The organism is Dyadobacter subterraneus, from assembly GCF_015221875.1.
GTDB classification, from domain to species: domain Bacteria; phylum Bacteroidota; class Bacteroidia; order Cytophagales; family Spirosomataceae; genus Dyadobacter; species Dyadobacter subterraneus.
Genome location: NZ_JACYGY010000001.1, coordinates 599,021 through 623,952 on the forward strand (window position 1 = coordinate 599,021; position 24,932 = coordinate 623,952).

21 protein-coding genes and 1 pseudogene are annotated in these 24,932 nt (G+C 40.0%); 10 read left to right on the top strand and 12 right to left on the bottom strand.

The annotated features are described in order from the left end of the window. Positions 1-8: 8 nt before the first annotated feature. Positions 9-1,556, bottom strand: coding sequence for a DUF5723 family protein (locus IEE83_RS02595; protein WP_194119067.1), 1,548 nt, complete (start codon positions 1,554-1,556; stop codon positions 9-11). 354 nt (positions 1,557-1,910) lie between these two features. Here IEE83_RS02595 and IEE83_RS02600 point away from each other — a divergent pair, with 354 nt between their 5' ends. After that, positions 1,911-3,341, top strand: coding sequence for a circularly permuted type 2 ATP-grasp protein (locus IEE83_RS02600; RefSeq protein ID WP_194119068.1), 1,431 nt, complete (start codon positions 1,911-1,913; stop codon positions 3,339-3,341). A gap of 147 nt (positions 3,342-3,488) precedes the next feature. Next, positions 3,489-4,220 carry an esterase family protein gene (locus IEE83_RS02605; RefSeq protein ID WP_194119069.1) on the top strand — a complete coding sequence of 244 codons (732 nt, stop codon included), beginning with the start codon at positions 3,489-3,491 and terminating at the stop codon, positions 4,218-4,220. A 95-nt stretch (positions 4,221-4,315) separates the two neighbouring features. Here the strand turns inward: IEE83_RS02605 and pheS are convergent, their stop codons facing one another. Next, complete coding sequence (gene pheS, locus IEE83_RS02610) at positions 4,316-5,356, bottom strand: phenylalanine--tRNA ligase subunit alpha (RefSeq protein ID WP_194119070.1); 1,041 nt, start codon at positions 5,354-5,356, stop codon at positions 4,316-4,318. Between the two features lie 394 nt (positions 5,357-5,750). Between pheS and IEE83_RS02615 the strand changes: the two genes are divergently transcribed. Next, positions 5,751-6,149 carry a LytR/AlgR family response regulator transcription factor gene (locus IEE83_RS02615; protein WP_228101651.1) on the top strand — a complete coding sequence of 133 codons (399 nt, stop codon included), beginning with the start codon at positions 5,751-5,753 and terminating at the stop codon, positions 6,147-6,149. A 203-nt stretch (positions 6,150-6,352) separates the two neighbouring features. Here IEE83_RS02615 and IEE83_RS02620 read toward each other — a convergent pair whose 3' ends face one another. Beyond that, entirely contained in the window at positions 6,353-7,066 is a 714-nt protein-coding gene (locus IEE83_RS02620) for a porin family protein (protein WP_194119071.1), read from the bottom strand. Between the two features lie 168 nt (positions 7,067-7,234). Between IEE83_RS02620 and radA the strand changes: the two genes are divergently transcribed. Then, positions 7,235-8,608 (top strand): DNA repair protein RadA, encoded by a 1,374-nt coding sequence (gene radA / locus IEE83_RS02625; protein WP_194119072.1) that lies wholly within the window; start codon positions 7,235-7,237, stop codon positions 8,606-8,608. 263 nt (positions 8,609-8,871) lie between these two features. Here the strand turns inward: radA and IEE83_RS02630 are convergent, their stop codons facing one another. The 3 genes from IEE83_RS02630 to IEE83_RS02640 are packed head-to-tail and all read right to left on the bottom strand — an operon-like array spanning position 8,872 to position 11,439. Then, on the bottom strand, positions 8,872-10,017 hold the full coding sequence (locus IEE83_RS02630) for a hypothetical protein (RefSeq protein ID WP_194119073.1): 1,146 nt from the start codon (positions 10,015-10,017) through the stop codon (positions 8,872-8,874). Positions 10,018-10,057: 40 nt separating this feature from the next. Continuing rightward, the gene (locus IEE83_RS02635; protein ID WP_194119074.1) at positions 10,058-10,972 is read right to left on the bottom strand and encodes a DUF58 domain-containing protein; all 915 of its coding nucleotides are present in this window, start codon (positions 10,970-10,972) and stop codon (positions 10,058-10,060) included. 17 nt (positions 10,973-10,989) lie between these two features. Next, on the bottom strand, positions 10,990-11,439 hold the full coding sequence (locus tag IEE83_RS02640; RefSeq protein WP_194119075.1) for a septal ring lytic transglycosylase RlpA family protein: 450 nt from the start codon (positions 11,437-11,439) through the stop codon (positions 10,990-10,992). Positions 11,440-11,708: 269 nt separating this feature from the next. On the opposite strand from IEE83_RS02640, the gene IEE83_RS02645 reads away from it, so the two are divergent. Both IEE83_RS02645 and ychF read left to right on the top strand, forming a co-directional pair. After that, entirely contained in the window at positions 11,709-12,029 is a 321-nt protein-coding gene (locus tag IEE83_RS02645; RefSeq protein WP_090335433.1) for a DUF3276 family protein, read from the top strand. Between the two features lie 185 nt (positions 12,030-12,214). After that, positions 12,215-13,318, top strand: coding sequence for a redox-regulated ATPase YchF (ychF, locus tag IEE83_RS02650; RefSeq protein WP_194119076.1), 1,104 nt, complete (start codon positions 12,215-12,217; stop codon positions 13,316-13,318). A gap of 95 nt (positions 13,319-13,413) precedes the next feature. On the opposite strand, the gene IEE83_RS02655 is transcribed toward ychF, so the two are convergent. Both IEE83_RS02655 and IEE83_RS02660 read right to left on the bottom strand, forming a co-directional pair. Beyond that, a complete protein-coding gene (locus IEE83_RS02655) occupies positions 13,414-13,809 on the bottom strand; it encodes a hypothetical protein (RefSeq protein WP_194119077.1) in 396 nt (131 codons plus the stop codon). 85 nt (positions 13,810-13,894) lie between these two features. Further along, positions 13,895-15,175, bottom strand: a complete 1,281-nt coding sequence (locus IEE83_RS02660) for a type IX secretion system plug protein (protein ID WP_194119078.1) — start codon at positions 15,173-15,175, stop codon at positions 13,895-13,897. 104 nt (positions 15,176-15,279) lie between these two features. Between IEE83_RS02660 and IEE83_RS02665 the strand changes: the two genes are divergently transcribed. Next, a complete protein-coding gene (locus tag IEE83_RS02665) occupies positions 15,280-15,858 on the top strand; it encodes a Uma2 family endonuclease (RefSeq protein WP_194119079.1) in 579 nt (192 codons plus the stop codon). Between the two features lie 83 nt (positions 15,859-15,941). Here the strand turns inward: IEE83_RS02665 and IEE83_RS02670 are convergent, their stop codons facing one another. Continuing rightward, the gene (locus tag IEE83_RS02670; RefSeq protein WP_194119080.1) at positions 15,942-17,894 is read right to left on the bottom strand and encodes an ABC-F family ATP-binding cassette domain-containing protein; all 1,953 of its coding nucleotides are present in this window, start codon (positions 17,892-17,894) and stop codon (positions 15,942-15,944) included. Positions 17,895-18,070: 176 nt separating this feature from the next. On the opposite strand from IEE83_RS02670, the gene IEE83_RS02675 reads away from it, so the two are divergent. From IEE83_RS02675 to IEE83_RS02685, 3 genes and pseudogenes are all read left to right on the top strand, one after another. Then, a complete protein-coding gene (locus IEE83_RS02675) occupies positions 18,071-18,295 on the top strand; it encodes a type II toxin-antitoxin system HicB family antitoxin (protein ID WP_194119081.1) in 225 nt (74 codons plus the stop codon). Next, positions 18,292-18,491: pseudogene (locus IEE83_RS33245) on the top strand (type II toxin-antitoxin system HicA family toxin). Before IEE83_RS02675 ends, IEE83_RS33245 begins: the two are co-directional and overlap by 4 nt. 10 nt (positions 18,492-18,501) lie before the next feature. Beyond that, positions 18,502-19,086, top strand: coding sequence for a precorrin-2 dehydrogenase/sirohydrochlorin ferrochelatase family protein (locus tag IEE83_RS02685; RefSeq protein ID WP_194119082.1), 585 nt, complete (start codon positions 18,502-18,504; stop codon positions 19,084-19,086). A 108-nt stretch (positions 19,087-19,194) separates the two neighbouring features. Here IEE83_RS02685 and IEE83_RS02690 read toward each other — a convergent pair whose 3' ends face one another. The 3 genes from IEE83_RS02690 to IEE83_RS02700 all read right to left on the bottom strand — a co-directional run bounded on the left by IEE83_RS02690 (position 19,195) and on the right by IEE83_RS02700 (position 24,921). Beyond that, a complete protein-coding gene (locus IEE83_RS02690) occupies positions 19,195-19,668 on the bottom strand; it encodes a nitrate reductase associated protein (protein WP_194119083.1) in 474 nt (157 codons plus the stop codon). An 11-nt stretch (positions 19,669-19,679) separates the two neighbouring features. Then, positions 19,680-21,140: a rubredoxin gene (locus IEE83_RS02695; protein WP_194119084.1), complete on the bottom strand. Its 1,461-nt coding sequence runs from the start codon at positions 21,138-21,140 to the stop codon at positions 19,680-19,682. Positions 21,141-21,351: 211 nt separating this feature from the next. Continuing rightward, entirely contained in the window at positions 21,352-24,921 is a 3,570-nt protein-coding gene (locus tag IEE83_RS02700) for a nitrate reductase (protein WP_194119085.1), read from the bottom strand. Positions 24,922-24,932: the final 11 nt, after the last annotated feature.

The window sequence follows — 24,932 nt, forward strand, 5'->3', positions numbered from 1 at the left end:
GACAACAACTAGCGCTTATGGAAAATTCGCCTGATCCATGAATCTTCGGCTGGCCAGCATTTATTTGCTGATTCTGGTGGCCTTCTGAATAATCCCGCCGAAACTCCAAAATACAAATTAAATGCCTTCGGATTTCCAACATTTAACAAGCCAAGTATATGGTCTGTCCCAATCCAGATAGGTCCTGCACGTCCGGCCAAGCCAATCGCGGGAGAACTGTATCGGTTCATGATTGAAATTGGTACAGATACTTCATACCATTTATGTTCATATCTTGGTGTAACAGAAAGCATTGATTCGCTTTTCATTCCAAATGCAGTTTGTGGTATCAAATTCTGTACCCAGAGTGCATTCACATACACATTTGGCTTAATATTGTAATCACCGCTTACCTGAAAGGCCATTGGAAGCACCGTTGAAAAGTGTGCAGCCTGCGTTCCTGATACGCCAAAAGCTTTATTCACTGCATCGTAGGCGCCTTCTGAACCCATTAATTTTTGAAAATCATCATAGCGCAAAATTTTGTTGGATGTAGAAACTTCCTGCTGCAACAAATAGGTAGGATTTCGCCAGCGTACCCTGCCGATATCAGTTATGGAGGCAGAAATGCGATACAGGTATTTATTTTTACTATTGTCTCTTTTTCTCTCGCCTCGCTCGGTGTAAGAATATTTATTAATGTCGGGCCGGTATTCATAAACTGCGCCTAAATCAAAACCCCAGCCACTTCCTGCCGGAGCATTTCCTAAAAGCCAGGAAACACTTGGTTTAAAATTCTGAAAAGCTTCGTCGCGTGTTATACCATATTTCACATTGACCTGATCGGCAACAATTAATTGTCTTCTGTTTTGCCAGGCCGGATCCGGCTGTATGGAGTAAGATGAGTTATCAACTTCTACATGAGCATTATATAAACCTATAAGCCGCTTTATTGTGATACCAACTTTAAGATAATCAGTTTCATTGTCGATCACGGTGCCGCCAACTGTCATAGCCAGTTCTCCTAATCCGTTAACATTCAGGCGACCGGACTGATTTTCAAAATGCTGATTTTGAAGGTCAGTTTCCCTTGTAGTTTTACTTAATAAACGTGCAAGTGGTTCGGTAATGTTGGATCCGTTGATGTATACCCGTGTACGTGCGGCAAGTCCTACACCAATTTTATTTTTGAAAAGTCCGAACATGATGGAAGGAAGACGTATGTCTACACCGGCATTCAGCCATTTGTCACGGCCGTTTAATCTTTCTTTTAAATAGGCCCGGGGGAATAAGACTGCACCTTTTTCATTTCGATATTCGCTTGAAACCTGATTGGTGATGAGGCTCAAAAAAGAGTAGGGAGCATTATAACGGACGCCACTGTTGGCAGTGTACAAGCCAGCTCCTGCAAAATTAACGTAAACACTGTAACGGCTATCGGCTACAAAAGCCGGATTGTGATACAAGGCCTGTGTTCCGGAATAATTTCCCATACCTATGCCCTGCATAAACTGCGACCAGCCAACAGTTGATAAACCCAATAAAATTCCTGCAACAAGTAAAATTTTCCTATACATGTGTGTAAAACGGTAAACCTTCGGATTCATTATTCCCGATGCAAATAAAACAGGAACCTGACTGACATGCAAAGTTTGTTTAGTTAAGGGAATAATAAATAATTGAGAGGGCAGATGGAGCTTATTTTTTATGAATATATTGCATATCTTCAAATTTTACCGGCATTTACTGTACGGTCATAAATTCTTTAAGCTGTTAACAGCGAAACTTTTGATTCATACTGAAAGCCGGATTTTCACTTCCTGGAATAATTTTTAGTTGTCTTTGAAAGAGTGTATGTTTTGCAAATTGAAACATATACCATATATTGTTCTGTAAATAATAGAAGTATACTTATTCAAATTTTGTATTGTATGAATTTTTCATTCTCTGATTATCAATGCGAGGAGTTCTTTGACGAGATGTTTACGCCTGATGGCCAGATTCGTCCGGGGTATGAACATCTTAAAAATAAATTTGAAAATTTGACCAATGAAGATCTGACAAACAGACAGTTAGCTACTGAACGTGCGCTACTTTCAATGGGGATTACTTTCAATGTTTATTCCGAAGGCGAGGGAACGGAACGGATTATGCCGATTGATATCATTCCACGCGTGCTGCCGAATGCGGAGTGGGAATGGCTTGAAAAAGGTTTGAAACAACGCATCAAGGCGTTAAATATGTTCATACACGATGTTTATAATGAACAGAATATTTTAAACGACGGAGTTGTTCCGCGTGATCTGATTGAATCCAGCAAATGTTTTTTAAAACCTTGTATCGGTTTAAATCCTCCAAAAGGAATCTGGTGCCATATTACAGGTACCGATTTGATTAAAGGTGACGACGGTACTTTTATGGTTTTGGAAGATAACCTGCGTTGCCCTTCCGGCGTGTCTTATATGATTGAAAACAGGGAATTGTCAAAACAGATTTTTCCTGATGTGTTAGCGCGTACCGGTGTTCGTCCTGTTTCTGATTATCCGACAAGATTGTTGCAAATGCTTCAGCATCTGGCTGACCGTCCAAATCCTACTGTTGCTGTTTTGACACCGGGAATTTACAATTCAGCATATTTTGAGCATTCCTACCTGGCCCAGCAAATGGGTGTTGAGCTGGTTGATGCGCGTGATCTTGTCGTTTCGGATGGATATGTAAAAATGCGTACAACAAGCGGTTTGCAAATCGTTGACGTAATTTATCGTCGTATTGATGATACTTTCCTTGATCCGGAAGCATTCAATCTTGATTCTTTAATTGGTATTCCAGGTATTTTTGAAGTGTATAAAAAAGGCCGCGTTGCTTTGGCAAATGCACCCGGAACGGGTGTTGCTGATGATAAAGTTGTATATGCTTATGTGCCGCGTATCATTGAATATTATCTGAAAGAAGAAGCAATTATTCCAAACGTAAAAACATACATCTGCCGCGAACCGGAAGATTTTGAATACGTATTGGAAAATATTCATGAGCTTGTTGTAAAAGAAGCCAACGAAGCGGGTGGTTATGGGATGATGATCGGGCCAAAAGCGACGGAAGAAGAACATGAAATATTCAGACAGAAAATACGTGATAATCCACGTAATTACGTAGCACAGCCAACAATTTCTCTTTCAAGAGTTCCTTGTATGGTTGATGGACATGCCGAAGGCCGTCACGTCGACCTTCGTCCTTATATTTTATATGGTGATGATATCAGTGTGATTCCTGGCGGACTTACACGTGTGGCGTTAAGAAAAGGCTCTCTTGTCGTAAATTCATCTCAGGGAGGTGGAGGAAAGGATACCTGGGTACTTTATTAAGTCGAAATTGATACGGTTTTTAGTAAACAGTTTAAAAAAAACATGTATAAAGTGTGCGTTTAAGGCACTGGCATTAAATTTTTGGTGTTAGCCTATACGTGAAACTGTTTACTGAAAACATATCAACTACACTTAAATAGGAACGAAATGCAACGTGAAGTAACCGGCTGGTACAGTCCGTCGCTTAATAAACAAATGGATATAGCCGTTTACGGTCACTATGGTATCGCTTTGTTACTAATCCCAACGGCGTCGTCTGATTACCTTGAATATGAACAAAATGGCTTAATAGAAAGTATTGCTCCCTACATCAATTCAGGAAAAGTAAAGGTTTACTGCATTAATAGTATCAACGGTGAGAGCTGGCTTAATCCATATATGCATGGATATGATAAAGCAGTTCGCCATCAACACTTCAATGATTATGTAATAAAGGAAGTTATTCCCTTCATTAAAGAAAATTCCAGTCCTAAAAATGAAATTATAACCGCAGGCGCATCACTTGGTGCATTTCACGCCGCAAATTTATTTTTCAGATATCCTGATTTTATCAATGGCGTTATCGGAATGAGCGGATGTTATGATCTGAGCGTTTACACCAATGGTTATTATGACGACAACGTTTATTTCAATTCGCCAATACAATATCTTTCTCAGCTAAAAGCAGAATGGCAATTATCGCTATATCGCGAAAGTCGCCATATTCATTTCGTTACGGGTTCCGGAGCATTTGAAGTGCCCGAATATTCGAAACAGATTTCAGCTATATTGAGCTCTAAAAATGTTCCGCATGAACTTGATATCTGGGGAGAAGATATTCCACACGAATGGTGGGCCTGGAAAAGAATGCTTCCTTACTATTTGGAAACAAGATTCTGAAATTTTCGAGTGGGAAACGTTAATGCTAACGATCACACTCGAAAATTTCGTTCTTTTTGACAAAGTAAATCTGATTACTTTATCAAATATGTTGATCAGGCTCCTTCAAACTGCCTTAAAAATCTTACATCGTTTTCAGTGAAAAGTCTCAAATCACTGATTCCGTATCTCAGCATTGTAATACGTTCAATACCCATTCCGAAGGCGAAACCGGTAAATTCTTCACTGTCGATACCTGCGTTTTCTAAAACGTTGGGATCCACCATACCCGAACCGGCAATTTCTACCCAGCCGGTATGTTTACAAATATTACAACCTTTTCCTTTACAGATAAAACACGAAACGTCAATTTCCGCACTTGGTTCGGTAAAAGGGAAATAAGATGGGCGCAGACGAATTCTGGAATCTTTATCAAACATTTCTTTTGCAAAATGATAAAGCGTATCCTTCAAATCACGGAAACTCACATTTCTGTCAACATATAAACCTTCCACCTGATGGAAAACACAATGTGCACGCGCTGAAATGGCTTCGTTACGGAAAACGCGGCCAGGCATGATGGAACGGATCGGTGGTTTTTGTCTTTCCATCAAACGAATCTGAACGTTGGAAGTATGCGTTCTTAATAAAACGTCATCCTTCACAGCCTCTTCACTTTTTGAGATAAAAAATGTATCCTGCATTTCACGTGCCGGATGGTTATCAGCGAAATTCAAAGCGCCGAAATTATACCAGTCTGTTTCAATTTCCGGACCATAAGAAACATTGAAACCCATACGTTCAAAAATTTCAATAATACGGCGACGAACAATTGTCAGCGGATGAATACTTCCCTGTAAATTCGGAGCTACCGGTAAGGTTAAGTCAATCTGATTTCCTTCATTAACCTCTTCCGAATTTTCAAGTGCTGTGCTGAATTCCTGAAATCGGGACTGAGCCAGATTTTTCAGGGTATTCAATTCCTGTCCGACTGCACGGCGATCTTCCTGCGGAATATTTTTAAGGCCGTCAAACAATTCTGTAACGGCACCTTTTTTACTTATGTACTTTAAACGAAATGCTTCAAGCTGCTCTTTATTTGCAACCTGACTGCTCTCTATCTCATGAAGTAATTCTTTTACTCGGTCAGTAATCATACATTATATTGGTTGGAAGGAATAATAGCAAAGTAAATAGCTGCATTACTGTGCGATCGGATTCCGGGAATTTTTTTATTTACACCCGAATTTTCTGTCTTTATCTCAGGCTTAAAACTGGTACAAAGATAGATAAAGTTAGACTCCTTGGAATGACAATTTTAACTACTTCGTCATTTAACAAAAAAAGAGCCTGTTTTTGGTGATTTGGGCACTAGGTAAAATTACGTGTTTTACTAAGGTCAGTTACGTCATTTTACTTTTATAATTTTTTTAAAAAACTGATTTACAGAATTTTGTATTGAAATACCTATTTCCGGGTACTTTTCTTAGAGCAGAGGAACAGCTAAATTTGATTTATCAAACAACGTAACTACAGCCAGCCCCAAGCACTATGAAAAATTTAGGAGATTTTACCCATCAAACACTGTCAGATAATTCATTTACTGACCGAGCCGTTCACATTTCTGTTCAGTCAATGGGCAGAACTATATTTCTCACTCCAGAGATCATCAGCTTTCTGGAAGGAGAAGGGAATTACACCTACATATATACAAATGCAGGCAAAAGATATTTAGTTTCAAAAACTTTAAAATCGCTTGCGGAGTTACTGGACAGCAGTTTTATCCGGGTTCATAAGTCTTACCTGGTAAATTCAAATTACGTTGTTGAACGAATGGAAGACGATCGCATGCTTCGCATGTCTTGCGGCAAGGAAGTGATGGTATCACGCAGAAAAATTAAAGAAATCGCAAATATTCTCGATCACAATAACATGCGCATCAGCGCTTAACCTGATTGCCTATACAAAAATATTTACTTTTAAAATTAGTGGGTTATTCATATAGACAGCAGCCATCGCCAGATCGATGGCTGCATGTTTTTTATTGGGCTGTCGGCAATCGGTTGTCGGCTTTCAAAATGGAGAGAACAGAATTTCAATAAAATCTTCTGATAATTTATGACAGCCGATAGCTGATTGACGAAAGCGTTTTTTTAAAATAGCTTAATTCCCAAAGTTACCTGCCATGAAGTGATTTTCTGACGCACCGTAGCACTGTTACCGTCGATTGGCTTGTTATTAAGTTTGAAGGTTGCAAGATCTGTAAAAGTACCTTCCTTACGTACATCCAGACTAAAACTTCCTAAATCCAGTCCTGCTCCAAATTGGTAACCAACAACAGCATTGGATAAAGCGCCGTCACGATTAGATGAATATTGTTTAAATGCATCGCTAAGCTTTTGATTATCACCTACACGAAACGAAAACAGTGGACCGGCAAGAACACGGATTGGGCCGCCTTTTAATCCAATAAGCAGCGGAACGTCGATATTGCTGTATTTTATTTTCACGGTTTGCGCCGTAGTTGATCCGTCAGGAATTATCTGGAACGATCCGCCTTTTGTTGAAACCAAAACTTCCGGCTGTACAAAAATGGTTTTCCCAAATCGCATCCAGACACCGCCGACCATACCTGTTTTGGTATCCAGACTTTGTTTTAAATTATCCCGCACATCGGAACCGTCAAACTTTTTATAGGCATTTCCATTTTCATCATAACGGGTTGTGAAAACGTTGCCCATGGTTAACTTGGATAAGTTAACACCACCTTTAATACCAAATGCGAAACCTTTTGTTTGAGCCTGCGCAGAAATCAGCGTTGTCAGGAATAAAAGTGTCGTATAAATTGTTCTTTTAAATACGTTCATACGGAAAATTGTTGATGACTAAAACCGATTGATAACGTCAGGAAATAAAAAACGATACGCGAACTCACTGTTTTTTGATTTAACGGATAAAAGGTTTGCATATTTGAGTAAATTTTCGTGCCAGGATTTTTAACACTTTATACAACAACAAATTAAGAAAAATACCTTATGGCCAAAGCCAAAACAGCATATTTTTGTCAGGAGTGCGGATATAATTCACCCAAATGGGTCGGTCGGTGTCCTTCTTGCGGAGAGTGGAATACCATGGTGCAGGAAGTCATTGAAAAAGAAGAGAAAAAGGCCACAGTTACCTGGAAATCGGTAAATCTGGCGAGCAAACCAAAGGCAATTGCAGAGATTGAGTATGCGAATGAACCAAGAATTACTACCAGCGATGGTGAGCTGAATCGTGTTTTGGGTGGGGGAATCGTGCAGGGATCGCTGGTATTGATAGGAGGTGAGCCCGGCATTGGAAAATCGACGCTGATGTTACAGATTGCGCTGACACTTTCAAATAAAAAAGTTCTTTACGTTTCCGGAGAGGAATCTGAGCAGCAAATAAAAATGCGGGCGGAAAGAATGTCGTCCAAAAGTGATAATTGTTTTATTCTGACAGAAACTCAGACCGCCAATATATTTCGTCAGATCGAAGAATTTCAGCCACAGATACTGATCATAGATTCTATCCAGACTATGCATTCCGCATATATCGAATCCGGGGCAGGAAGTGTTTCGCAAGTTCGGGAATGTACGGCTGAGTTTATGAAATATGCCAAAGAAACCGGCGTTCCTGTATTTCTGATTGGCCATATTACAAAAGACGGATCACTTGCGGGACCAAAAGTTTTGGAACATATGGTTGATACGGTTTTACAATTTGAAGGTGATCGTCATACAACGTATAGGATTCTGAGAACCCAGAAAAACCGTTTTGGCAGTACTTCGGAATTGGGGATTTATGAAATGCACAGCGCCGGATTAAGGCAGGTTAGTAATCCATCAGAAATATTAATTTCACAAAGAGACGAACCGATCAGCGGAATTTCTATCGGTTCTATGATGGAAGGAAATCGTCCTCTTTTAATTGAAATTCAGTCGCTTGTGAGTGTGGCTACCTATGGAACTCCGCAAAGAAGTGGAACGGGTTTTGACGCGAAAAGGTTACAAATGCTTTTGGCGGTATTGGAAAAACGTGGCGGATTCAGGCTTGGCGTGCAGGATGTGTTCTTGAACGTTGCGGGTGGATTACGCGTCGAAGATCCGGCGATTGATCTTTCGGTCGTTGCTTCAATTGTTTCGTCCTATGAAGACGCCTTTATTCCGACTTCGGTTTGTTTTGCAGCAGAAGTTGGGCTAGGAGGCGAAGTAAGGGCTGTAAACCGTATTGAAAGCAGAATTTCAGAGGCGGAAAAGTTAGGGTTCAAAAAGATTTATATTTCAAAATATAATGGGAAAGGCCTTGATTTTAAGGATGCGAAAATCGAAGTTGTGACCGTAGCGCATCTGGATCAGCTTTTTATGGAGTTGTTTTTGAATAAGTGAATTGAATTTTATCTAATTGCTACATTCATCGCTCCTTCGGAGCATCCTGTTTATAGAAATATTGATGAAAGGGGAAAATTGTAACTCCATCGGCGTTTCCTCGAAATTCCAGGAGGCTCCGATGGAGCCGGGAATTTAGGGATTGGATATTTTTCTATAAGCCGGAGGCTCCTATGGAGCCAGGAATCTCGTGGCTTAAATTATTTCTATAAACAGGAATCTTCTTTGGAGATTTAATTCCGGCGTTTTACCTCTTATCAAATTCAAAAATTCGCATAATAACGCCGCAACCGATCCGTCAACCGATCATAGATCGGCTTACTGAATTCTACAAAAAGCTGCTGAGGATCTGGTGGTAATAATTCCTGGCTTTTACACATTTTCAATTGTGCATTGGTTAAGGCGCGTTCGTCGCCGTTAAAATTTGCCCATTCACAAACCCAGTTATATTCTCCACCAAACTTTTCCTGATTAGCCAGTTTTTTCGAACTAAATTCCATAATCCGCATATCCAGAACACCACTGGAATGAACCGTTTTACGATTTTTAGTAAGACTGGCTTTTACTTTATCATAAAACTCAATCTTTTTCCGGTTAACAGTTTTCTCTCCGATTTTGACACTGTCCTTGCTGACAACCGTTTCCGTATTTTTTTCAATTAGCGTTTGACCAACAACAAAATCATCAAATTGCAGCGTGATAACGTGATCCGGCTTTAATTTGTTATTGGTTGCTTCCTCCGGTGTATAAAATTGTACAAATTTATTTAGTCGCCGGTTGGTCTTTAAAAACTGGTTGATCTGATCCTGAAAGTAAGCGTTGCTAAGTTGATATGCTTTTGAAGTTACCAAAACCTGTTCAACCACAACTTTAAAAGAAGCAATGTTATAAGATTGATCTAGTTTTTGCTGGACGTTATTATAATTAGGCAAAAGCTCATTGACGCGTTCAAACTGTTCATAAGCTAAGCGGGCATTTTCTCGACCTCCAAGTGAGAGAAATTTAGAGCCTTCTGCATAGTGCGTTTCCGCCGTTTTTTGTCTTGAATTCCTTTCTTCCTCGTAATAACTTTTAGCTGAAACAGCATGCATACACGCATTACATGGTTTCACAGCTTCGTAAAGTTTATTTAAAATCTGATACGAAGACAGCAATTGTTCCCAACGTTGCATTTCAGGCAGATTTTCAGAAGATGCGATATCTTCCAAATGCTGCTTTACGGCGTTTGGAAATGCCTGTTTCAGGATTTCAAGGGAAGAACTATGTGTGGGATTGTTTTTTAATTTATCCGCAGCACGGAAAACGGAGTCATCATAATCTCCTCGTTTTAACGATTTTTTGGCTGAATGACAGCCATCTGCGATAATGTAAAATAGAAATATGAGTAAGAGAGCAGGAAGTTTTTTCATAGAATGTTCGCTGATAGGGGTCAGCAAATTTCTACAAAAATTATCTCATTTTCGAATGCTTTACTAAATAAGCCATTAAAACGGGATCAAAGCCTTGCGCGATATCCGCTTCAATGAAATCAATTTTGTATTGACCGCATTTTAATTTCAGTTTTTGATAAAATTCACCGACAAACTTTTGATAAGATTCGCGAACCTGATCGGGTTGTACCTTGATTTTTTCGCCGGATTCCAGGTCGATAAATTCATATGGACGATTTTCAAACGAAAAAGTTTCTTCCGTTTTTTTATCAGTTACATGAAACAAAAGTACTTCATGCAAATTGTGTCTTAAATGCTGTAAGGCGGAAAAGATAAGGTCAGCTTCCTCAATGTTTTCAAACATATCGCTGAAAATCACAACAAGCGACCGTTTATGAATTTTTTCTGCCAAAAGATGCAGAACAGATGCAACAGATGTTTTTTGTAAAGGACGAGTTTTTTGTAAAAGTCCGTTAAGCTCCTGCATGATTTTATGAACATGCGAAGGTGTAGATTTTACAGCAGTCTGTATTTCAATATCATCCGAAAATGTGCAAAGGCTTACCGCATCTTTTTGTCTTTGAAGCAAATAGGTAAGACTGGCCGCAGCCATCAGACTAAAAGTCATTTTACCATAATTCTCTTCCGGATAATACATGGAAGAAGAAGTATCGAGCAAAATATGACAACGAAGATTAGTCTCTTCTTCGTAACGTTTTACATAAAGGCGGTCAGTTTTGGCAAAAACTTTCCAGTCAATATTTCTTGTAGATTCTCCTGTATTATAAAGCTGATGTTCAGCAAATTCGACAGAAAAACCATGGAAAGGAGATTTATGAAGGCCGGTAATAAATCCTTCGACCAGCTGTTTAGCCAGAAATTCCAGGTTACCAAATTCTCTTACTTTTGCTAAATCCAGCTGCCTGATATTCATAAACCTGAAAAACGTTGTTAATCTTTGGTCCGCATGGAAATTATTTTGCCGGCTTTATGATCAATATCTTCATTTGAGTCCAGCATGATCATCCCTTCCATGCCAACAATGCGCATGGAAACTTTGGCTACACCACTGGAAACGATTCCGATCAGGCGTGCTGCTTCTTTACTGATATCTACTATTCTGTTGCGGGAAAATGGGCCTCTGTCGTTTACGCGTACTATAACTTTCTGATTGTTTGACAGGTTTGTTATTTCCAGCATGGTATTAAGAGGCAATGAACGGTGAGCTGCGGAAAGCTCGGTACTTTGATGTGTTTCTCCAAAGGAGGTTTTCCGGCCCTCAAAGCGGGAAGAATAAAAAGAAGCGCTGCCAACTTCTGTTTTGCCAAGACTGATCTGAGCGTCTGCTGTAAATGCTGACAGTGACAAAAAGAATAGAATCAGAATCCGAGGATAAGTCATATCTGAGAGTTTAGGTGAAACATAATTAAGCCCAAAGGACCTTAATTCTTTACCAAAATCGACGCTATGTGGCGGCCACAGTAACGACGATTCTTCAAATGTAACGGATTTAACCCGAAAAATTGTACACTGTACCAATAAAGTGCAAGAGAAATGTCGAAAATTTAATTTTTCGGGCATTAAGGATTTGCTAATATATGCCGGTTTTTTTGTTCGCAGCAATAAACTTTCTATTTTAGCGTTTGCAAACCTATTAAAAACTAAACATAGTGGAAGACAGAGAGCAAATCTACTCCAAAAGGGTCAGGGCGGGAAAACGGACTTACTTCTTCGATGTTCGCTCAACGCGATCCAACGATTATTACCTAACCATTACCGAAAGTCGCCGTCATCCGCAGGGAGAAGGCTTTACGTATGAGAAACATAAAATGTTTTTGTACAAAGAGGACTTTGATAAGTTTGTAGAAGCTTTGAAAGATGCGGTAGATCACGTGAAAACGGAATTAATGCCAGAAGTTGATTTTTCTCAGTATGAGGCCAAAGCGGATGAAGTAGACGCCATTGGTGAGTCAGATTTGAAGTGGGAGTAAAAAAACTTTACGTTTTTAAGAAGGCCTTCGCAAATCATTGACGAAGGCTTTTAGTTTTTCTGTCCGGTAATTGGTAATTTTGCATAAAATTATCAGGGCTTGCTATTTAGGTACTGCCATTTACCATTTTAATATGATGAGTTTATTGGCTTAAAGGTCTTCTCATCTCATTTGTCTTAGTTTTTATGAGCCTTCAATGTGGAATTGTTGGATTGCCGAACGTTGGGAAATCCACTTTATTTAATGCTATCTCTACCGGTAAAGCCGAAGCAGCTAATTATCCTTTTTGTACAATCGAGCCTAATGTAGGGGTTGTTACCGTTCCTGATGAACGTATTGACGTATTAATCGGATTGGTAAAACCACAAAAGGTAATACCAACGATCATGGAATTCGTGGATATTGCCGGATTGGTAAAAGGTGCCAGCCAGGGTGCGGGTTTGGGAAATAAATTCCTTGCCAACATTCGTGAGGTAGATGCGATCGTTCACGTGGTTCGTTGTTTTCAGGATGAAAACGTAGTGCACGTAGAAGGAAAAGTTGATCCTGTTTTTGATAAAGAAATCATCGATATCGAATTGCAGCTGAAAGATCTTGAATCGATCGAGAAAAAAATTCAGAAAACTGAAAAAGGTGCAAGAGCCGGTGATGCAAAAGCAAAAGCTGAACTTGAACTTTTGAAAAAATATAAAGAAACGCTGGAAGCCGGGAAGAATGCCCGTAGTCTTGTGGTTTCTGATGCAGATTTGAAAGAATCTGCGGTAGGAGATTTGAAATTGCTTACCGACAAGCCTGTACTTTATGTAGCAAACGTCGATGAAGATTCTATGCTTTCGGGTAACGAATATTCTGAAAGATTGAGAGAAGCTGTTGCCCATGAAGGAGCAGACGTTATCGTTCTTTGTGCTGCAATTGAATCCCAAATTTCTGAAATTGAAGATGAAGAAGAGCATGAAATGTTCCTTGGAGAATATGGTTTAAAAGAATCAGGGCTTAGTAAACTGATCAAAGCTTCTTACGCGCTTTTAAATCTTATCACTTATTTCACAGCTGGTGTTAAAGAAGTTCGTGCCTGGACGATCGTGAAAGGCTGGAAAGCTCCACAGGCTGCCGGTGTAATTCACAGTGATTTTGAAAAAGGTTTTATCCGTGCCGAGGTTATTAAACTAGCTGATTATGAGCAATACAAATCGGAAGCCGGTGTCAAAGAAGTGGGTAAAATGGCTGTTGAAGGAAAAGAATACGTGGTTGCAGATGGCGATATCATGCATTTCCGTTTCAATGTTTAGTTAAGATAAATAATTTATACCCGGATTTGGGGCTAAAAACGAGAAGCCAGCTTGTATAAGCTGGCTTCTCGTTTTTGACTTATCCCAAGCCATTTTCAATCTTCAATCTGATTGGCCAGATCTTTGTGAATCATTGCCCGGAAAGTATCGGCCATATAAATAATATTATCAATCTGGAACTGCGCTTTTTGTAAAATATTGACGCTTAATCCGTCAATAATTAGTCTGTCGAAAAGCTGGTGGAGTAAAATCAGTTCATTGACATTGACAGAAAAATCCCTGACCACATACATTTGAAAACCCCTGTCTTCTTTTTTTGAAAAATAGAGCACAAGAAATAAATCTGTAACATTGAAAAAGGATATTACCTGATCTTCTTCAAATTTTACCGGCATTTCATGATGGTCAACCAGACAATCAATAATTTCAGTTTCATTTCTTGTGAGATACAAGTTTGGTGTTAAATTCCAGGCCGGTGAGTTCGCTTTCATAAGAGGTGATTTATGCATAGGTGTCTTTTATATCCATAATATACTAATCTATTAAAAAATTAGATCATTTTAAGAAAAATAAATATTATCTTCTTCTATTCCACTCAATAGTTTTGTAACCGATTAATAAATCTGAACGCCCTGCTGGCGGACGGTGGTAAATAAGAATGTCATAATCATTTTCTGTCACAGCATAATTTCCTTCAATGTTGCCCTCATCCGGCTTTTGACCAACCCTGACTGTTGTATAATCGTAATTGATGACACCTTGTTTAATAAGGATTTGGCACTGATATGCTTTTGCGTCAGCGTTGTATTCCATTTTATTGCGGTCATTAAGCTGCCATAGATTATACGCGCCATTGACGTAGAAGGTTGCGTCAGGATCTTCCGCAACTTTTAGTGTGAATAGTACAGGTGTGTAATCAGCTTCCACGCTGCCACGACCCGATTCTTTCTGATCAACAATGTATTGACCATTCAAATCTTCAATCTGCAAATAACCGTTATCCGAGCGGGATTTGTCAGGCGTAATTACCAGACTTGTCTGGTCTGCTGCGCGATCAATTTCATAAACACCATAACCACGTCCTGATAAAGTGCGGCTATCAAAATACCGGAATTCATTCCCACCCGGAAATGTATTTTCAAGGTTGAAAAAAGTGTATTCCAAAAGCTGGTCAAAAGGCTGAACGTTTGTTGGCTTAAAACCGGTTTTAACCTGATCCCAACGAAAATTTTTACGGATAAATACTTTCAGGTCCTGTTGCGGAGAAATCAGATTATAGCCTTTATAGCTGATACTGAAATCAATCTGCTGATCTGTGAATTGTTGCTGTATTCCCTGCGAGAAACGAGCCTGTGCAGTAATGCCAACCTTTGTATCATAAATCATAAATTTCCTTGTCAGAAGCACTTTTTTGCCTCTGTCGGTATAAACCATTAAAACATAATTGCCGGATAATTTTAATTTCGGCACTTCAAATCTGTAATGTGTATATGGGACTTTCGTACTGAACGATTGTTCATAAGTCGTGATCGGGTAATCGTTATATTCATAGGTGAACTCAATATCGTTTAGGTTTGATTTGGTCCAGTCTGCATTACATGAAAAGATTTTGGCTCGTAATCCTGTCATGTTTGTCGTCATATCATCAAATTCCAGAACAAGCGGAAAGGTGCTTTGAATTGGGATGATTGGCGGTGAGATCAGTCTGGTAGGATTTTCCTTATCCTCAATTCCGGGGTATAATAAGACAGTTTTAATGTCGTCATTATAAATAAAATCTTCCAGACGCATATCCGGAAATTGCGCATTTGCGGTTATAAAAGTCAGACTTAAAAGGGTAAAAAAGATATAGCGCATAAGTTATTTTGTTGCAAAAATGTAACGATCAGATAAAGACAACGTATGAATGACGACGATGTTTATTAACATAATTAAGTATTTTATTCCAGAACAGAAACAATATGGCAGTACCACCGCAAAAACATTATTCAGAAGCAGAATATCTGGATATAGAACGTGACGCCGGTTATAAGAGTGAGTATTATAACGGTGAGATTTTTGCTATGGCCGGAGCGGATCATAACCATAATCGGATTGTAGAGAATCTTTCAATTGAAATTGGAGGTTTTTTTAAAGGAAAGTCGTGCAGAACATTTTCAAGCGACCAAAGAATTCATATTCCCGAAACAGGTCTTTACACATATCCGGATTTATTAATTGTTTGTGATAAAAATCAGTATCTGGATAATAAAAAAGATACAATACTAAATCCAGCAATTATTATCGAAGTACTGTCTGAAAGTACAGAGGCGCACGATCGCGGACAGAAATTTCATTTTTACCGTAGCATCAGCACTTTACAGGAATATGTTCTAATAAATTCACGTTCTTATGCGGCGGAAGTTTTTCGCAAAAATGAAGAAGGATTCTGGGTGCTGGCCTCAGAAGCATATAATCTGAATGACCGGTTGGAAATGAAGAGTGTTGGTTTAACGTTGGCAATGACAGATATCTATGCTCAAACAGAAGATTTGAATTAAATGATTAGATAGATTATTATAAAAATGGTCATTTCAGTTTATACCGAAATGACCATTTTTTATATTCTGACGCTAATAATTTGTCAACCCAATTCTTCAACCTCCATCATAGCAGTTTCCCATGATTCGGTTGCCTGGTCAAGCTTCTTCTTTACGTCGGCATAAAAACGATTTAATTCGGCAAGTTTTGCAGAATCGTTGTACACCTCGGGCTGAGCCAGTTTTGCTTCGGTTTCGGATTTCTTAGATTCCAGGTTATTGATAGTCGCTTCAAGTTCTTCAACCTGTTTCTTCGCTTTTTTCAATTTCTGAACATCTTCGGCGGAAGTTGCTTTATTTATGTTCTTTTGCGCGTTTCCGTTATTATTCGTAGCCTGATTGCTTTTTACTTGTGGTGGCGCACTGCTCACGGTTGCTTTCTCACTCACAGCTGACTGTAATCCGCGCTCTTCAATCCATCTTTCGTATTCAACATAGGTACCAGGATATTCCTTAATCTGGTGATCTTCGATATACCAGATTTTATTTGCAATCGATTCAACGAAATATCTATCGTGGGAAACGACGATATAACTTCCTTCGTATTGCTGTAAAGCCTGGATAAGAATGTTCACCGACTGCATGTCCAAATGGTTGGTAGGTTCATCGAGCAGCAGGAAATTCGCTTGTGAAAGCAAAACTTTTGCCAAGGCTACACGAGATTTTTCTCCTCCTGAAAGGACTTTGATCTTTTTAAATACATCGTCTCCGGAGAAAAGGAAACAACCCAGAACTGTACGCAATTCGGTTTCCGTTTTTGTTGAATTGGCGTATTTAAGTTCCTCTAAAAGATTGTGATTAATGTTCAGAGATTCCAGCTGATGCTGTGCGTAGAACGTAAACATTACATTATGACCCAATCTTCTTTTTCCTTCAATCGGTTCAGTACCGGCAACAACGCGTAACGCCGTAGATTTTCCGCGTCCGTTCGCACCAATCAACGCAATTTTATCACCACGCTCCATCGTAATACTGGTATGATCCAGAATTACTTTATCGCCATAAGCTTTCGAGGCATCTTCCAATTGAAAAACGTGGCGGCCCGGCTGGGTTGTAAATTGGAAACGGAAATGAACTTTTGCGTTTTCGTCAACAACCGCGTCCACAACTTCCATTTTGTCAAGTGCCTTAACCCGGCTTTGTACTTGTTTGGATTTTGTTGCTTTGGCTTTGAAACGTTCGATAAAACGTTCTGTCTGTTTAATTTTCGCCTGCTGGTTTTCAAAAGCTCCGCGTTGGATATCGTTACGCAATGCTTTTTCTTCCAGATAGTAAGAGTAATTTCCGGAGTACAAATTCAATTTCCCTCCCGAAACTTCAACAATTGTATCAACGGTATTGTCCAGGAACGCTCTATCGTGAGAAACCACAATCACAGCGCCTTCATAACTCTGAACATATTTTTCCACCCACTGAATAGACGGTAAGTCCAAGTGGTTGGTAGGTTCATCGAGCATTAAAAGAGATGGTTTTTGCAAAAGCAATTTTGCAAGCATAACCCGCATTCTCCATCCACCTGAAAATAATCTCAATGGCCTGTGTAGATCGTCCGTAACAAAACCAAGTCCTTCAAGAATTGCTTCTGCTTTTGACTGGATTGTATAACCGTCCAACGCATCAAATTCATCCTGAACTTTGGCAAGTTTATCCACGAGTTCGTCGCGGTAATTATGCTCCATTTCGTGCAGGATATTATCAATCTGCACCTGAAGTTGATTTTGGCGCTCAAAAGCCTGCATGGCAACAGCCAAAATTGATTCGTCACTTTGATAAGAAAGCAAATCCTGGTTCAGGAAGCCAATCGTGCAATCTCCTGATTTAGAGATGCGCCCTTCGTCCGGCTGGTATTCCCCATCGATCATCCGAAGCAGAGTGGATTTCCCCGTTCCGTTCAGACCAATAAGGCCAATTTTCATTTTTGGCTTAATATGAAGCGACGCGCCATCGTAAAGTGCACGGTCGCCAAGATAATAACTGAGGTTCGTAATCGCGATCATGCCGCAAAGGTACGGATAAGATAGAGATTGTAAAAATGCAACTTGTTGGAATAGTTATAAAATCAAATAGTTAATCCGAAATATGACATTAATCTTGTAAATTTGTGTTGTATGTTACACAGAGGTTTGAAGAGAACCACAGAGGCAGCATTATCCCTAGATTAAATTTTGTAGACATGAACTATACATTCAAATTAAGGCTCGTACCGGAAGCTGATGGTGGTTATACAGTTTTCGTTCCGGCTCTTGCGGGATGCATAACTTATGGCGAAAGTATAGATGAAGCACTGGAAATGGCGAAGGAAGCTATTTCTTTATATGTTGAAGAATTAATAGAACGAGGAGAACCTGTTCCGGACGATAGTAACACGTTGGAATATTCTCTAAGTCTTGTTGCGTGAACTTATCGCCGAAATATTTGATAAAACTTTTAGAATCTAATGGTTTTATTTTTAAAAGATCGAAAGGGTCGCATCAGGTTTTTACAATAAGGAGTCTGACAAAACGGCCATAGTGCCGTTTCATGGAGGAAAAGATCTGAAAAAAGGAACATTTCTTGCTATTCTAAAACAAGCGGGAATAGATATTAACATTTAAAATCTAAATTTTGAATAACCTATTTCCCATATTTCTGAAACTTGAAAATCTTCATACGCTTATCATTGGCGGTGGATATGTTGGTTTGGAAAAAATTACTGCGGTTTTGGATAATTCTCCTGAGGCTACCGTAACGTTGGTTTCGCCAGAAATCCGGCAGGAAATTCGTGAAATCGCTGTTGTTAATGAGAGACTTTCTTTAATTGAGCGGAAATTCGAAGATGAAGATTTGGTGGAAAAAGATCTGGTCATAGTTGCGACGAATGATAAGGAAGAAAATAAAAGAATTAAATCAGTCGCCCGGCAAAAGCATATACTTTGTAATGTAGCCGATACTCCGCCGCTCTGTGATTTTTATCTTTCTTCTGTTGTTAGAAAAGGTAATTTGAAAGTGGCAATTTCGACAAATGGAATGTCGCCAACCATGGCAAAACGGCTGAAAGAGGTTTTGAATGAAGCGCTGCCTGATAATCTGGAAACGGCTATGGAGCAATTGAAAGCAGTCAGGGATATGTTGAAAGGGGATTTTGCTTATAAAGTGGATGAGTTGAATCGGATAACTTCGGTGTTGGTGGAAAAGTCGGACGTGAAATGATAACGTAATGTTGAGATCTGGCATAATAAACTGAAACAATTATCGGAGGGCGTTACAAACGCCTAACCATTTAAACCCTATGCAGGTCGCCCCGATTGCAGATAGGGCTTAGCGCATTAAACCAAACTCCTGCATTGCCCGTGGGAAATTCTTCCCTTCATGTCCTGATCTACTTAATTTTACCAAAGCAAAACGTTGAAGCGTGTTGAGCTCAATCCATTGTTTGTCTGACAAAACAGGACAATTCCATTCAGCTGTTTTCGTCTGTACTTCTTCCGGGATTTCGTTCAAAATATTCCAGCAATCATCAACAGAAGTCAGAAAACTGGCCTCGTGATTCGCATACTTCCAAACCAGTTTTTGTACAAACTCACCATAAAACCTAACTTCCGAATCCAGATAACAGGGTAAAAATGCAAGTTGATGTTTTTCTTCAACACTTATTTTTACCCATTCAGGAAGTTTTAATTTGATGCCGCAGCTATCCAGTTTGTAACGGACAATCATTGGAATGCAACGAAGTGATTCCACAAAATCACTTTCAAAATCGAAGAAAAAAGGAGTGATGGTTTCGGTTTTCATTTCGATATCATTTAAAATAAAACGGAGGCAGGTAATTTAATTTCAACCAGTTCATTTTTTTCGGTGCCACAAGTTGCACAGCAATAATCCCCAGGTAACGAGTCAAAAGTCGTTCCCGGTAAAACATTATTCAATATGTCGCCGTATTCGGGATGATAAATCGTCAGGCAGTTTGGACATTGGTGAACGGTTGATAGTAAAGCACTTATTTCTTTTGGCTCTTCTTCAATATGGAAAGTCTCGGTGTTTTCCAGCGAACGGCGATTATTGAATTTTCTGCATAATTTTTCAAGCTGCCACGGCAAATGAATTTTGAATAACCCTCTTTCAAACAGAATGTGTTTTCGGTTATTCGGATTGAAATTCTCAGTGTAATACAAATCATAAACACTAAAAAGTGAGAGCTGTGCGATTTGAATAAGCGGCCTTTTTCGGATTAAAACAGAACCAAAAACTTCTGACTTAGCGCGTGTTTGTATTCCAAAAGAAAGTCCGAAAGTCCGCGTGTCATTTTTTTCTATGTAACGTACCAAAAAGTCTTTCAACCGTGTCCCATCTTCGGTATGATCTTCTGTTTGCCACGCGAGTTCGTTCGCAGCGTGACGCACATTTATATTGTGTTTGCCAAGAATGTTACTCCATGAGGAGCGGTGATTGTCTTCAATGCCTTTGATAATCAATGATCTCCAAGGTGTGACGCACAATTCGCCCACACGCGTTTTGAGACAAAGCAGGCATAAGTCTATCAAAAATTCAACGGAAAATAATTCATCACGCCGATATAATCCCAGCCATGTTCTTGATTCATACCGGTTAAATCCTTCATAATACGGAAGTGAAAAGGAAGGTAATTCCAGTTCCTGACTCGCCGGAATTGAAATATAGGTTGTTGTATTTCTTACTGATTCAAAAAGATTTTCAGCACTTTCGCATGGCTGATGAAGCATGCCATTTTCCAAAACTTTTGAAAGTCTTCCAATTTCGTTGGTGTAAATTAATTCCGGCCAGCGAAAGAGTGTATCGCTTTGTTTTAATCGTATGTACAGATACCAGTAATGCGGTTCAGGTGATGAAACAAAATTTAGATTTCCAGTGAAAAAAGGTGTAAAACTTTGGTTGGAATCGGAAATATTGATTTTCAATTCAGGTTGATAGTCGAAACTATCCAGCACAGAATGATATTCATTACTGCCAAGCCATTGTCCGGTTCTAAAAACTTCCTCACCGCAATAGGAACTGATGATATTTGGATATTTCTCTGTATTCAGCTCGTAATTTATATTGAGCTTTTGAAGGTCTTTTTCAATAAAACGAACCACTTCGTAATGAACGGTCAGCAATAATTGCTGACGCGCTCCAAAGCGTACTTTGCGAATACCTGATTCCCATGCGATCGTGAGGATGTCTATGAGATATCCCGGTGAAACGATGCCTCCGGGGAGGTTGATTTTTATGGTGAAATAATCGCGCATGGTTGTTTTGATGATTTATTATTTTAATGTCCGACTCGGGATTTTCGGTGCGATAGGGCGTTGCCCCATCCTAAGATATCCCGCCCTTTCAGGGTTAGGGATTTCGACCATCATAGCCCTGAAAGGGCGTCATATCTTAGCGGTGGGCATCGCCCATCGGATTTGGGTGTTCGCAACATTTGGATTTAGGTGTTTGCGTCATCGAATCATTTTATAAAACCGTCACCATTTCCATCCTCTCGAAAATCGCGCGAACTTCTGGCAGGCATGATCCGCAGCCTGTCCCGGCACCTGTTTTCTGACAAAGCTTCTGAACATCATTACATCCTTCAAGAATCGCTTTTTCCAGATTTCCCTGACCAACATTATTGCATGAACAAACCAGTTTTCCTTCCATCGGATCAGCATTTTGACTCGCCCTTAATAATTGCAGCCGTTTTTCCGACAGTTCGGTACCTTTTGCAATCAGATCCCGGAATTCCAGAAATTCATTTTTATCACCAATTAAAATGGCACCAACCAGCCTGTCCTGATGAACGATGCATTTTTTGTAATATCTTTTCGCTTTGTCAATAAAGACAATCTCTTCATAAGTCGGGTCGTTTACGGGTGCTTCCGTCATTCCAATACTGCTCATGTGCAGACCTTCCATTTTTAAAATATTCATGGAAACGCTACCTTGATAAGGCTGAGAAATATCGCCTGCTATGAAATGCGCCGCAACCTCCGCCTGTTGTTCAGCAGCCAAAGTTATTCCCCACATTTGTCCGCGCCACTCGGCAATTTCTCCGGCGGTAAAGATGGATTCGTCCGAAGTTTGCATGTAGTCGTTGACCAAAATTCCACGCTTATTTTCAATTCCTGCCTCGCGCGCCAGTTCAATGGTCGGAACTGTACCAATGGCGAGTACAACAACCTGACAATCTATTTTTCTACCCGACTTCAATAATATTCCTTCAACTTTATCAGTCCCTTTATAGGTTGAAACTTCATCGTTAAAGAAAATTTCAATGCCCCGATCCATTAAATCCTGATAAAGTAATTCGCTCGCCAGTGGGTCCAGTTGTCTTTCCATTAATCGCCCGCTGCGTTGGATAACGGTTACCCGGACATTCATTTTGCGGAAAGATGCAGCCAGTTCCAGACCTAAAATTCCACCGCCTACAATTACCGCATGCGCGTCTTTTTGATTTACAAAAGGCAAAAGTCTATCCGCGTCCATTCTTGAACGCATGTTGAAAATACCGGGTAATTCCGGAACTCCTTTGGGTTTGAACGACCTGCTGCCCATGCCCAGAATCAGTTTATCATAGCTCTGCTCATTGCCTTTACTATCAGTCAAAATTTTATTTTTCCTGTCAATGTGAACAATGCTGATTCCTTTATGAACAATGATATTGGCGTCTGAGAATTGTTCTTCCCGCAGTTTTACAAGCTGCTCCCAGCTTTGCTCGCCGCTAATATAGTCGGGAAGAAGAACGCGGTTGTAAAACGGATAAATTTCTTTGGAAAAAACATGAATTTCGTCATCCTGATTGAGCGTCCGGTAAGTGTTGACAAAACCCAAACCAGCCGAACCCGCACCGATAATGATGATTTTTTCAACTGGTTTTTTATACAATGAAACCTCAACCGCCGAAAACTTAAAATCCGGTTCTTTCGACCGGGGATCAACCATCGAATTGGTAAGGTTGTTGGCTCTTCCTAAATTGCTGCCCAGGATTTTTCCCCAGTGCATTGGCAAAAAACATAATCCCTGACGCACATCTTCACTCAATTGCGCTTTCACACGAACTTCACCGCGCCTCCCTTTCACGACAACAAGTTTTCCTTCTGTTATATTTCTTGCTTCCGCATCCTTCGGATGAATTTGTAAAAAGGGTTGCGGTATATGCTGTTTCAGTTTTGTGACCCTGCCGGTTTTCGTCATCGTGTGCCATTGGTCACGAATACGCCCGGTTGTCAGCACTAATGGGAAATTTTCGTCCGTTGGTTCGGATGTATTTTCATCCGCGATCGCGAAAATCTGCGCTCTTTTGTTAGGGGTGTAAAAGTTATGATCTGTAAAAAGTCGTTTCGTTCCAACTGCTGAGGATAGTATAATATCCGGCTCTTCGCTTGTTGCTATCGTCTCGTTATTTGTTAGTTTTTTTGCTGCCAAAGGCCACTGAACACTGCGTTTATTTTTCAGTAAATCATAACTAACTCCCGAAACATCAACATTTGTATTGGCAGTGATTTTGACATATTCGTCATACACCTCAGATGTATTTTTGTAATTAAAAGCATCTGTAAAACCCATTTTCTGAGCAAACTTCCAGATGATTTCTGAATCGGGTAAAGCCTCTCCAGGTGCTTCCAGTGCTTTTGGCAGGTAGGTAATCCGCCTTTCCGCATTGGTCATCGTTCCTTCTTTTTCCAGCCATGCAGCCGCTGGCAAAACTACATCTGCAAAATGAACCGTATCAGCCAGATTCGAAACATCCTGTACTACTACAAACCGCGAATTTTTCAGTGCTTTTTCCGCCATGTTGATATCCGGCATACTCACTAGTGGATTGGTATTTATAATCCAGATTGCTTTCAAACGATCATCGGCAAGCGCTTCAAACATTTCGGTAGCCGTAAATCCCGGTTTGTGTGCGATTTTTACGGGACTATCCCAAAATGTCTCCATCTCTTCCCGGTGTATAGCATTGGTCACATCGCGGTGTGCGGGAAGAATATTGGCAAGTCCGCCTGTTTCACGGCCGCCCATCGCATTGGGTTGTCCAGTTAGGGAAAACGGGCCGTTTCCAGGCGTTCCAATTTTTCCGGTTATCAAATGAAGATTAATCAGTGAAAGATTTTTATTTACACCAATAACCGATTGATTTAAACCCATTGTCCAGAGAGAAAGAAATCCTTTCGACCCGCCAATCCATTCTGCGGCCTGGTAAATATCCTTTGCATCAATCCCGCAGATTTCGGCAGCTTCGTCAATTGTTCTTTCAAAAACTTTTTCCTGGAAAAGAGAAAATCCGTCCGTGTGTTTTTCTATAAAATCCTGATTGATATAATTTTTTTCAATCAGTATGCGTCCGATTGCGTTGTTTAAAACAATATCCGTTCCGGGTACAATTCCTAAATACAGATCAGACGACCGCGCCGTATCGGTTTTTCGTGGATCAACACAGATAATTTTGACCTGTGGATTTGCTGCTTTATGCGCTTCCATTCTGCGCCATAAAATCGGATGACACCAGGCTGGATTTGCGCCCGTTACGTAGAAAACATCAGCTTCTTCGATATCATCGTAACAAACCGGAACACAATCTTCGCCCAGCGAAAGTTTGTAGCCAACCACGGCAGAACTCATGCAAAGCCGGGAATTGGTATCGATATTATTGGAACCAATAAAACCCTTGATCAGCTTGTTGACCAGGTAATATTCTTCCGTCAAACATTGTCCGGAAACATAAAAAGCAACCGAATCCGGACCGAATTTTTTTATCAGTGTTTTAAAAACAGCAGCAGTTCTGTCCAGCGCTTCGTCCCAGGTAACACGTTGCAAAGGCATCGAACGGTTCAGCCGCATTTGCGGGTAAAGCAACCGGTCAGACTGATCCATCACTGTGTAATGCAAATTCATTCCTTTTGAACAAAGCATACCTTTGCTGGAAGGGTGTTCCTTATCCCCTTCCAGACTTAACCGGCCGTTATTTTCCTTTGTTACAACCACGCCGCAACCCACGCCGCAATAGCAACAAGTAGATTTATAGGTATCAGACGAAGTTTTCATAGCAAAAGAAG

Bases quoted from the DNA above. Each gene is read 5' to 3' on its own strand.
- IEE83_RS02595 (WP_194119067.1), bottom strand. From the start codon at position 1,556: ATGTATAGGAAAATTTTACTTGTTGCAGGAATTTTATTGGGTTTATCA.
- IEE83_RS02600 (WP_194119068.1), top strand. From the start codon at position 1,911: ATGAATTTTTCATTCTCTGATTATCAATGCGAGGAGTTCTTTGACGAG.
- IEE83_RS02605 (WP_194119069.1), top strand. From the start codon at position 3,489: ATGCAACGTGAAGTAACCGGCTGGTACAGTCCGTCGCTTAATAAACAA.
- pheS (WP_194119070.1), bottom strand. From the start codon at position 5,356: ATGATTACTGACCGAGTAAAAGAATTACTTCATGAGATAGAGAGCAGT.
- IEE83_RS02615 (WP_228101651.1), top strand. From the start codon at position 5,751: ATGAAAAATTTAGGAGATTTTACCCATCAAACACTGTCAGATAATTCA.
- IEE83_RS02620 (WP_194119071.1), bottom strand. From the start codon at position 7,066: ATGAACGTATTTAAAAGAACAATTTATACGACACTTTTATTCCTGACA.
- radA (WP_194119072.1), top strand. From the start codon at position 7,235: ATGGCCAAAGCCAAAACAGCATATTTTTGTCAGGAGTGCGGATATAAT.
- IEE83_RS02630 (WP_194119073.1), bottom strand. From the start codon at position 10,017: ATGAAAAAACTTCCTGCTCTCTTACTCATATTTCTATTTTACATTATC.
- IEE83_RS02635 (WP_194119074.1), bottom strand. From the start codon at position 10,972: ATGAATATCAGGCAGCTGGATTTAGCAAAAGTAAGAGAATTTGGTAAC.
- IEE83_RS02640 (WP_194119075.1), bottom strand. From the start codon at position 11,439: ATGACTTATCCTCGGATTCTGATTCTATTCTTTTTGTCACTGTCAGCA.
- ychF (WP_194119076.1), top strand. From the start codon at position 12,215: ATGAGCCTTCAATGTGGAATTGTTGGATTGCCGAACGTTGGGAAATCC.
- IEE83_RS02655 (WP_194119077.1), bottom strand. From the start codon at position 13,809: ATGAAAGCGAACTCACCGGCCTGGAATTTAACACCAAACTTGTATCTC.
- IEE83_RS02660 (WP_194119078.1), bottom strand. From the start codon at position 15,175: ATGCGCTATATCTTTTTTACCCTTTTAAGTCTGACTTTTATAACCGCA.
- IEE83_RS02665 (WP_194119079.1), top strand. From the start codon at position 15,280: ATGGCAGTACCACCGCAAAAACATTATTCAGAAGCAGAATATCTGGAT.
- IEE83_RS02670 (WP_194119080.1), bottom strand. From the start codon at position 17,894: ATGATCGCGATTACGAACCTCAGTTATTATCTTGGCGACCGTGCACTT.
- IEE83_RS02675 (WP_194119081.1), top strand. From the start codon at position 18,071: ATGAACTATACATTCAAATTAAGGCTCGTACCGGAAGCTGATGGTGGT.
- IEE83_RS02690 (WP_194119083.1), bottom strand. From the start codon at position 19,668: ATGAAAACCGAAACCATCACTCCTTTTTTCTTCGATTTTGAAAGTGAT.
- IEE83_RS02695 (WP_194119084.1), bottom strand. From the start codon at position 21,140: ATGCGCGATTATTTCACCATAAAAATCAACCTCCCCGGAGGCATCGTT.
- IEE83_RS02700 (WP_194119085.1), bottom strand. From the start codon at position 24,921: ATGAAAACTTCGTCTGATACCTATAAATCTACTTGTTGCTATTGCGGC.